Annotated in this window: 7 protein-coding genes; 5 read left to right on the forward strand and 2 right to left on the reverse strand. The window is 62.1% G+C overall.

The window, feature by feature from the left end; genetic code table 11:
* Positions 1-210: 210 nt before the first annotated feature.
* Complete coding sequence (locus EN935_RS12835) at positions 211-2277, reverse strand: EAL domain-containing protein (RefSeq protein WP_109672382.1); 2067 nt, start codon at positions 2275-2277, stop codon at positions 211-213.
* Positions 2278-2595: 318 nt separating this feature from the next.
* Here EN935_RS12835 and EN935_RS12840 point away from each other — a divergent pair, with 318 nt between their 5' ends.
* Both EN935_RS12840 and tdh read left to right on the forward strand, forming a co-directional pair.
* On the forward strand, positions 2596-3783 hold the full coding sequence (locus EN935_RS12840; RefSeq protein WP_109672384.1) for a glycine C-acetyltransferase: 1188 nt from the start codon (positions 2596-2598) through the stop codon (positions 3781-3783).
* Positions 3784-3835: 52 nt separating this feature from the next.
* On the forward strand, positions 3836-4870 hold the full coding sequence (gene tdh, locus EN935_RS12845; RefSeq protein ID WP_109672387.1) for an L-threonine 3-dehydrogenase: 1035 nt from the start codon (positions 3836-3838) through the stop codon (positions 4868-4870).
* A 58-nt stretch (positions 4871-4928) separates the two neighbouring features.
* Here tdh and EN935_RS12850 read toward each other — a convergent pair whose 3' ends face one another.
* Entirely contained in the window at positions 4929-5396 is a 468-nt protein-coding gene (locus EN935_RS12850; RefSeq protein ID WP_109672389.1) for a MarR family transcriptional regulator, read from the reverse strand.
* A gap of 87 nt (positions 5397-5483) precedes the next feature.
* Here EN935_RS12850 and hmgA point away from each other — a divergent pair, with 87 nt between their 5' ends.
* From hmgA to EN935_RS12865, 3 genes are all read left to right on the forward strand, one after another.
* Entirely contained in the window at positions 5484-6797 is a 1314-nt protein-coding gene (gene hmgA / locus EN935_RS12855) for a homogentisate 1,2-dioxygenase (protein ID WP_127264294.1), read from the forward strand.
* Positions 6798-6808: 11 nt separating this feature from the next.
* Positions 6809-7696 (forward strand): MBL fold metallo-hydrolase, encoded by an 888-nt coding sequence (locus tag EN935_RS12860; protein ID WP_164757689.1) that lies wholly within the window; start codon positions 6809-6811, stop codon positions 7694-7696.
* Positions 7693-8412 (forward strand): fumarylacetoacetate hydrolase family protein (locus tag EN935_RS12865; RefSeq protein ID WP_164771105.1); only part of this gene is annotated, 720 nt, incomplete at its 3' end. The genes EN935_RS12860 and EN935_RS12865, both read left to right, overlap by 4 nt.

Genomic DNA, 8412 nt, shown 5'->3' on the forward strand with positions numbered 1-8412 from the left:
GATAGATGGTGCGATCGGCGCCATGGGCGGGGACCGCAAAAATCAACAGTGCCGCCAGGACAAACCGAAACGGTGTCATCACCCGCAATATCCGGTTGCAATCATGACAGGCGGCCATGCCCACAACGGCTTGTCAAGGCGAGCCGGTGCATGTCGCCCAAAAGTGCGCAGCGATTTTGGACAACGACATGCACAAACAAAAAGGCAAGCCTACGCCAGGCTTCCCTGCAGCACTGTCAGCTTGGCTTTCTTCGGCATGCGGGCGGTCAGCCATTCCAGCGCCTTGTCGTGCGGCATCGGGAAGGCGATGGAATAACCCTGCACCTGGTCGCAGCCGATCGCCATCAGCGACTCGAGCTCGGCCTCGGTTTCAGCGCCTTCGGCAACGATCGAGATGCCAAGGCCACGCGCCAGCTCGGTGATGGCGCGCACGATCTTCGAATTGTCGCCATTCTCATGGATGTTCTGGACGAAGCGGCGGTCGATCTTCAGCCGGTCGATCTCGTTCGGGTTGACATGGCTGAGCGAGGCATAGCCGGTGCCGAAATCGTCGAGTTCGAGATGAACGCCGGCCGCCCTGATGTGGCGCAGCTTGGCGGCTATGCCCGTCTTCTCGTCGTCGAGAATGACGGATTCGACGATTTCCAGCGACAGTTTCTGCGGCGGCAACCCGGCCTTTTCCAGCGTCTCAAACAAAAACGCATCGAAATCGTGTTCGCGCAATTCGGTGCCGGAAACATTGACGGCAAGCCGCCCGAAGGCAATCCCGGCGCGGTTCCATTCGGCCGCCTCGTTGATCGCCTTGGTGATGACGATGCGGCCGATCTCGGGCATGAAGCCGCATTTCTCGGCGACCGGAATGAATTCGCCGGGCGGGATCATGCCGCGCTCGGCATGGTTCCAGCGCACCAGCGCCTCGATGCCGCTGATCGTGCCGTTGGTCAGCGAAACCTGCGGCTGGAAATAGACCTGGAAGGCCCGCTCCGCGATGGCGACCTTGATGTCGTGCTCGAGTTGCTTGCGATAGTCGAGTTCGCGGCGCAACTCTTCGGAGAAGAAGGAGAAGTTGCTGCCGCCCAGCTTCTTGGCGGAGTAGAGCGCCAGATCGGCGTGCACCAGCAGATCCTGCGCATTGTCGGCGTCGATCGGATAGACGGCGATGCCGGCGCTGGCGCCTGGTAGAATGGTCGTGCCCTGGAAGACGATCGGCTCGTTGATGTGCGCCAGGATGCGCCGCGCCAGCATGTTGATGTCTTCGGTGCCGCCGGCACCGCCGAGGATCATGACGAACTCGTCGCCGCCCAGCCGCACGCACAGATCTGACGCCCGGCAGGAATCGCGCATGCGCTGCGCCGTGACGACCAGCACATAGTCGCCGGCGGCGTGGCCGAGCGTATCGTTGATCTGCTTGAACCGGTCGAGGTCGAGCTGGACGACGGCAAGGCGCTCGCGGCGCCGGTGCGTGCCCTTGATCAGCGTGTCGAAATGGTCGGTCAGGAACGTGCGGTTGTGCAGGCCGGTGAGGCCGTCATGCACCGCGATGAAGGCCATGGAATTGCGCGCGTCGATCAGTTCATGCGTCTTGCGCAGGATGGCGTTCGACATCGGCCTGAAAATGAAGAGCGCCACCAGTATGATGACGCCGAGGGTGGCGTAGAACAATGTGCGGTGCAGGGCGAGCAGCTTCTCGGAGCGCTCGTCGGCATCGGCGCTGATGCGCTGGCCAAGCGCGGCATAGCCCGACAAGGTCGCATTGGCGACAGAGGCATCGAGATTAACGCGCTCGTCGCCACCTTTGTAGCCGCCATTGCCTGTGAATCGCGATTCATAGGCCGAGATCAGGCGGTCGCCATTGGCGATTAGCCCGACCGAGAAATAATCGAGGTGAAAAGGCTTGGCGAAAAGGACACTTTCGATCGACTTCGAGTCGAGCTTGGCCGGCGATTGCGGATCGGCTCCCGTCTGCTCGAGCAGCAGATCGTAGTTCGTCTCGAACTCCGCCGTTGCCTGCTTGAGCGCGCTGACCAGCGCCGGCTGCTTGTCGCGCGAACCAGCAACCGTTGCACTGGCAAGGAAGACGATGCGCTGCGACAGCGTCTTTTGCGTGCTGACAATGTCGAGCAAGGTGTGGTTGTGCTGTTGGGTTGCCATCATCTGCTGCAGCAGGATGAAGGAGGCTATCACCATGGCCGCAATAATTAGCAGGGCCAGCCAATAGCCAGCCTTGATCAGCAATATGAGCTTGCCTGAAACGGTTTGCACCGGCTGCTGCGACATTTTCGGGGGCGGCCCTCTCGCCAACGGATTCCTGTATGAGCACCATTGAACTGCAAACGTTAACAGGACTGGAAATCGACAGCCGGCCGGCAAGGGGGAGCCGTGGAAAGATCGCGAAATGGTTATCGGCTCGTTTAGCGCTGTACCGACATTTGAGCGGTCGTTGGCCTGCCGCATTTGTCGTGGCCCCGCTTCTGCGGCCGTATGACAATCCACATCGGGCCACATCGGGCCGCTTGCCACCGATCCGGTCGTTTTTGCGATGGATTTTTCGCGCGGACGAGACGACAGTCGGCCCACGTCAAACGAGGCTAGATCATGACCGCAGCATTCCTCTCCCACATCGACAGCGAGCTCGCGGGGCTCAAATCGGCAGGCCTCTACAAATCCGAACGGGTGATCTCTTCGACCCAGTCAGCCGAGATCGAGGTCGGCGGGCAGAAGGTGCTCAATTTCTGCGCCAACAACTATCTCGGCCTCGCCGACAGCGCCGACCTGCGGGCGGCGGCCAGCCAGGCGCTCGACCGCTATGGCTACGGCATGGCATCGGTGCGTTTCATCTGCGGCACGCAGGAGGAGCACAAGCAGCTCGAGGCGACGATTTCATCCTTCCTCGGCCTGGAAGACACCATCCTCTACGGCTCTTGCTTCGACGCCAATGGCGGCCTGTTCGAAACGTTGCTCGGTGAGGACGACGCGATCATTTCCGATGCGCTGAACCACGCCTCGATCATCGACGGCGTGCGGCTGTCGAAGGCCAAACGCTTCCGCTACGCCAACAACGACATGGCCGATCTCGAGGCGCGCCTGAAGGAAGCCAAGGACTGTCGCTTCCGGCTGATCGCCACCGATGGCGTGTTTTCGATGGATGGCATCATCGCTAACCTTCGGGGTGTCTGCGACCTCGCTGAGAAGTACGACGCCATGGTGATGGTTGACGACAGCCATGCGGTCGGCTTCGTCGGCCGGAACGGCCGCGGCTCGGCCGAGCATTGCGGCGTCGAGGGCAGGGTCGACATCATCACCGGGACGCTCGGCAAGGCGCTCGGCGGCGCCTCCGGCGGTTACACCTCGGGCAAGAGCCAAGTGGTCGACTGGCTGCGCCAGCGCTCACGACCCTATCTCTTCTCCAACACGCTCATGCCGGCGATTGCCGGCGCTTCGATCAAGGTGTTCGAACTGATCCGCAATGGCGACGCCTTGCGCGAGCGCCTCTATGCCAATGCGGCGCGGTTCCGGTCGCAGATGGGCAAGCTCGGCTTCACGCTGGCCGGCGCCGACCATCCGATCATTCCGGTGATGCTGGGCGATGCCAGCCTGGCGCAGGAGATGGCCGCGCGCATGCTGAAGCGCGGCATCTACGTCATCGGCTTTTCTTTCCCGGTGGTGCCGAAGGGCCAGGCGCGCATCCGCACCCAGATGTCGGCGGCGCATTCCAGCGCCGACATCGACCGCGCGGTGGAAGCGTTTGCCGCCGTCGGGCGCGAACTCGGGGTCATTTCCTGAAAGGCCGGAATCGAAAAGCGACTCCGGATCAAGAGATTCAAGGGACAAACGCATGTCGAACATGATGAAGGCGCTGGTGAAGGCCAAGGCCGAACCGGGCATCTGGATGGAAGAGGTGCCGGTGCCGGAAATCGGCCCCAACGACGTGCTGATCAAGATCAAGAAGACGGCAATCTGCGGCACTGACGTCCATATCTACAATTGGGACCAGTGGGCGCAAAAGACGGTGCCGGTGCCAATGGTCACCGGCCACGAATTTGTCGGAACCGTTGCCGATTTCGGCGCCGCGGTCACCGAATACAAGGTCGGCCAGCGCGTGTCGGGCGAAGGCCACATCGTCTGCGGTCATTGCCGCAACTGCCGTGCGGGCAGGGGGCATCTGTGCCGCAACACCCTCGGCGTCGGCGTCAACCGTCCCGGCGCTTTCGGCGAGTATCTGGCGATCCCGCAACATAATGTTGTGCCGATCCCCGACGATGTGCCGGACGAAATCGCCGCGATTTTCGATCCCTTGGGCAATGCGGTTCACACCGCATTGTCCTTCGATCTGGTCGGCGAGGATGTGCTGGTCACCGGTGCCGGGCCGATCGGCATCATGGGCGCGCTCGTCGCGCAATGCGTCGGCGCGCGAAAAGTGGTCATCACCGACATCAACCCGGTGCGGCTGGCGCTGGCGAAAAAGCTCGGCGTCCAGCATGTCGTCGACGCCTCCAAGGAAAAGCTGCGCGAAATCATGCCAGCGCTCGGCATGACCGAAGGCTTTGATGTCGGCCTTGAAATGTCGGGCGCTGCACCTGCCTTCCGCGACATGATCGACACCATGAACAATGGCGGCAAGATCGCCATTCTGGGTATCGCGCCGACCGGCTTCGAGATCGACTGGAACAAGGTCATCTTCAAGATGCTGCATCTCAAGGGCATCTACGGCCGTGAGATGTTCGAGACCTGGTACAAGATGATCGCGCTGGTGCAGGGGCCGCTCGATGTTTCCGGGCTTATCACGCACCGGATCGGCATCGACGATTTCCAGGCCGGCTTCGATGCGATGCGCAGCGGCAGTTCCGGCAAGGTGGTGATGGACTGGTAGGCGCCTAATAAGAGGCGTTGCGCTGTCCCGCTAATATGTCGGCATTTCTGTTCCCGACCTAGCCTTTGCCCAACGCAGCCTGCAGCGCCGCCAGTCCGTTCGCGATCGCTTCGCGTTCGCTGACGCTCAGTTTCGCCAGCAACTCCCGCTCGAACGCCTTCGCCAGCGGCACCATTTCGCGATAGGCGGCAAGGCCGGCCTTGGTCAGCGCCAGATGCTCGACCCGGCGATCATTCTCATCTGGTGTCCGCGTGAGCCAGCGCCGCCGTTCGAGTTCAGCAACAGCGCGCGACACCTTGGTCTTGTGCATTGCCGATTGCTCGCCGATTGCAGACGCCGTCATTGTTCCATGCTGCCCAAGCCCGGAAAGGGTGCGCCATTCCGGCCGCGTCAGGCCATGGCTGTCCTTGTATATTCGCGAGAATTCGCGGCTGACGGCGTCGGCAAGCCGGTAGAGCCGGTAGGGCAGGAAATTCTCCAGATTGAGAATTTCAGGCTCGTCGGACGCTTCGCTCTTGATCGCCATTTTTCAAAGTCGCCATTGATGGTTACATTTTCGATAGTTACAACTGAAACCAGTTTGGTCAATTGAGATCCATTCCGGGAGGAAGCAATGGCCTTTTCCTACATGCCGGGTTTCGGCAACGACTTCGAAACCGAGACGCTGCCCGGTTCGCTGCCGCAAGGACGGAACTCGCCGCAGCGGCCGGCCTACGGGCTCTATGCCGAGCAGCTTTCGGGCTCGCCCTTCACCGCCCCGCGCGGCACCAATGAGCGCTCCTGGCTCTACCGCATCAGGCCGAGCGTCAAGCACACCGGCCGCTTCAAGCCGGCGAGCTATCCCTTGTGGAAGAGCGCGCCCAATGTCGGCGATCACGAACTGGCGCTTGGCCAGTATCGCTGGAATCCGGTGCCGATGCCGAAGGAGCCGACCGATTTCATCGCCGGTATGCGCAGCATAACCACCGCCGGCGACGTGCTCGGGCAGACCGGCATGGCAGCCCACGTCTATGTCGCCAACACCTCTATGGTCGACGATCATTTCTTCAATGCTGACGGCGAATTGCTGATCGTGCCACAGGTCGGCGCTTTGCGCTTCGTCACCGAGATGGGCGTCATTGAGCTTCGGCCCGGCGAGATCGCGGTGCTGCCACGCGGCCTCGTCTTCAAGGTCGAGTTGGTCGACAGGCAAGTGCGTGGCTATGTCTGCGAGAATTACGGCGCCAAGCTGACGCTGCCCGACCGTGGTCCGATCGGCGCCAACTGCCTGGCCAACCCGCGCGATTTCAAGACGCCTTGCGCCTGGTTCGAGGAGAAGGAAACGCCATGCCGGCTGACGGTGAAATGGTGCGGCAATTTCCATGTCACCGAGATCGGTCATTCGCCGCTGGATGTCGTTGCCTGGCACGGCAACTATGCGCCCTACAAATATGATCTGGCGACCTTTTCGCCGGTCGGAGCGCTGCTGTTCGACCACCCCGATCCGTCGATCTTCACAGTGCTGACGGCGCCGAGCGGCGAGGAGGGCACCGCCAACATCGACTTCGTCATCTTCCCGCCGCGCTGGCTGGTGGCCGAAGATACGTTCCGGCCGCCCTGGTATCACCGCAACATCATGAGCGAGTTCATGGGGCTGATCCACGGCCAGTACGACGCCAAGGAAGAGGGTTTTGTGCCCGGTGGCATCAGCCTGCACAATCTGATGCTGGCCCATGGGCCGGATGCGCCTGGCTTCGAAAAAGCCTCGCGCGCGGACCTGAAACCGGTCAAGCTCGACAACACCATGGCCTTCATGTTCGAGACCCGCTACCCGCAGATGCTGACCCGCTACGGCGCCGAACTCGAAACCCGGCAGGACAATTACATCGACTGCTGGGCGGACCTGAAGAAGCGCTTCAACGGCACGCCTGAGGGCGACTGGTCTTGAGCACAGAGCCAATGCCGGATCGGCTGGTGATTTTGGGTTCGAAGGGCGGCCCGGCGCTGCGGCCAGGTGGCCCATGGCCGAGTTCGTCGCTGCTGGAGATCGGCGGCCGCAGCATCGTCGTCGACTGCGGACTTGGCGTGACGCGTGGTCTGGTCGATGCCGGTATCAGCCTGAAGGCGCTCGACCTGATCTTCATCACGCATTTGCATTCCGACCATGTGCTGGAACTGGGGCCGCTGATCCACACCGCGTGGACAGCGGGCTTGGCGACGCCCGTCGGCGTGTTCGGTCCGCCCGGCACGGGTCATTACTGGCGGCGTTTTTGCCAGGCGATGGAGTTCGACATCGAGATCCGGATCGTCGATGAGGGCCGGCCAGATATTCGTGAGCTGGTTTCGATCGTCGAATTCGGCGAAGGCCAGGTGGTCGAACAAGGCGGCTTGACGGTTTCGGCGCTGCGCGTCGAGCATCCGCCGGTGACCGACTGTTTTGCGCTGCGCTTCGAATACGCGGGCAAAAGCGTGGTGTTCTCCGCCGATACGGCCTTCTATCCGCCGCTCGCCGATTTTGCCCGGGGCGCCGATATCCTGGCCCACGAAGCCATGCTGGAAGAAGGCATCGAGCGGCTGGTGGCCAGGACCGGCAATGGCGCGCGGCTGAAAGAGCATCTGCTCGCCAGCCACAGCTTTGCCGAAGAGGCCGGCAGCATCGCCAGCGATGCCGGCGTCAAGAGACTGGTGCTCAATCATCTCATTCCTGCCGACGACGCCCAGATCGGCGAGGCCGACTGGATCGCCGCTGTCAGGAAAACATGGGCCGGCGGCTTGACGATCGCCCGCGACGGCCTTGTTGTGGAATTAAGCAGCGCCAAAGCTGCAGCAGGAGAGGAAACCGCATGAAGCTTGCCACATTGAAGGACGGGACGCGCGACGGAAAACTCGTCGTCGTCTCGCGTGACCTGACACGCTTCACCGACGCCTCGTTCCTGGTGCGCACGTTGCAGGCGGCGCTCGACGACTGGCGGCGCATCGCCCCGCATCTCGCGACGATAGCGGAATCGCTGGAGAACAATGCGATGCCGGCGGAGCGCTTCCACGAGCATGACGCCCATTCGCCGCTGCCGCGCGCCTATCAATGGGCCGATGGCTCGGCATATGTGAACCATGTCGAGCTGGTGCGCAAAGCGCGCGGGGCCGAGATGCCGGCGAGCTTCTGGACCGACCCGCTCATCTACCAGGGCGGCTCGGACGCCTTCATTCCACCGCGCGACCCGATCCGCATGCCTGACGAAGCCTTCGGCATCGACATGGAAGGAGAAGTTGCTGTCATTGTCGACGATGTGCCGATGGGCGCCAGCCTCGAAGAGGCAAAGGCAGCGATCCGACTGGTCATGCTGGTCAACGACGTCACGTTGCGCGCGCTCACGGGGCCGGAACTCGCCAAGGGATTCGGCTTCTTTCAGTCAAAACCGTCCTCGGCGTTTTCGCCTGTCGCGGTGACGCCGGACGAACTGGGCAATGCCTGGGATGGCGGCAAGGTCAGCCTGCCGCTGCTGGCCGATCTCAACGGCAAGCCGTTCGGTCGCGCCAATGCCGGTATCGACATGACCTTCGAT

Source organism: Mesorhizobium sp. M7D.F.Ca.US.004.03.1.1 (assembly GCF_003998635.1).
In the GTDB taxonomy this organism is placed as follows: domain Bacteria; phylum Pseudomonadota; class Alphaproteobacteria; order Rhizobiales; family Rhizobiaceae; genus Mesorhizobium; species Mesorhizobium loti.

Excerpts from the sequence above, each read along its gene's own strand:
- EN935_RS12835 (WP_109672382.1), bottom strand. The coding sequence starts at position 2,277 with ATGTCGCAGCAGCCGGTGCAAACCGTTTCAGGCAAGCTCATATTGCTG.
- EN935_RS12840 (WP_109672384.1), top strand. The coding sequence starts at position 2,596 with ATGACCGCAGCATTCCTCTCCCACATCGACAGCGAGCTCGCGGGGCTC.
- tdh (WP_109672387.1), top strand. The coding sequence starts at position 3,836 with ATGTCGAACATGATGAAGGCGCTGGTGAAGGCCAAGGCCGAACCGGGC.
- hmgA (WP_127264294.1), top strand. The coding sequence starts at position 5,484 with ATGGCCTTTTCCTACATGCCGGGTTTCGGCAACGACTTCGAAACCGAG.
- EN935_RS12850 (WP_109672389.1), bottom strand. The coding sequence starts at position 5,396 with ATGGCGATCAAGAGCGAAGCGTCCGACGAGCCTGAAATTCTCAATCTG.
- EN935_RS12860 (WP_164757689.1), top strand. The coding sequence starts at position 6,809 with ATGCCGGATCGGCTGGTGATTTTGGGTTCGAAGGGCGGCCCGGCGCTG.